At 71.6% G+C, this 908-nt stretch carries 1 protein-coding gene; it reads left to right on the top strand.

All coding sequences use genetic code 11. The features are described from left to right. Nucleotides 1-908: aminopeptidase P family protein (locus BZY54_RS46245; protein ID WP_143668346.1), on the top strand; the 908-nt coding region annotated here is incomplete at both ends.

Below are 908 nucleotides of genomic sequence, written 5' to 3'. Positions count from 1 at the left end.
CTCTCCGGCCAGGGCGAGCTGTGGGTCGGCCGCCGCCACTCCCTGGCCGAGGCCGAGCAGCTGTACGGCATCCCGGCCTCCGACGTGCGCGAGCTGCCCCAGAAGCTCAAGGAGGCCACCGGCCCGGTCCGCGTGGTGCGCGGCTACGACGCCGGCATCGAGGCGGCCCTGACCGACAAGGTCACCGGCGAGCGGGACGAGGAGCTGCGCGTCTTCCTGTCCGAGATGCGGCTGATCAAGGACGACTTCGAGATCGGCGAGCTGCAGAAGGCCGTGGACTCCACCGTGCGCGGCTTCGAGGACGTGGTGAAGGTCCTCGACAAGGCCGAGGCGACGAGCGAACGCTACGTCGAGGGCACGTTCTTCCTCCGCGCGCGCGTGGAGGGCAACGACGTCGGCTACGGCACCATCGCCGCCGCCGGCCCGCACGCCTGCACGCTGCACTGGGTGCGCAACGACGGCCCGGTCCGCTCCGGCGACCTGCTGCTGCTGGACGCGGGCGTGGAGACGCACACGTACTACACCGCGGACGTCACGCGCACGCTGCCGATCAGCGGCCGCTTCTCCGAGATCCAGAAGAAGGTCTACGACGCCGTGCACGAGGCCCAGGAGGCCGGTATCGCGGCGGTGAAGCCGGGCGCGAAGTACCGCGACTTCCACGACGCCGCGCAGCGCGTGCTCACCGAGAGGCTCGTCGAGTGGGGCCTGGTCGAGGGCCCCGTGGAGCGGGTCCTGGAGCTCGGCCTGCAGCGCCGCTGGACGCTGCACGGCACCGGTCACATGCTCGGCATGGACGTCCACGACTGCGCCGCCGCGCGCACCGAGACGTACGTGGACGGCACGCTGGAGCCGGGCATGGTCCTCACCGTCGAGCCGGGCCTGTACTTCCAGGCCGACGACCTGACCGT

Source organism: Streptomyces carpinensis (assembly GCF_002154505.1).
GTDB classification, from domain to species: Bacteria; Actinomycetota; Actinomycetes; order Streptomycetales; family Streptomycetaceae; genus Streptomyces; species Streptomyces carpinensis.
Note: the sequence above shows the minus strand (reverse complement) of the source record. Positions and strands in the feature narration are given on the sequence as shown.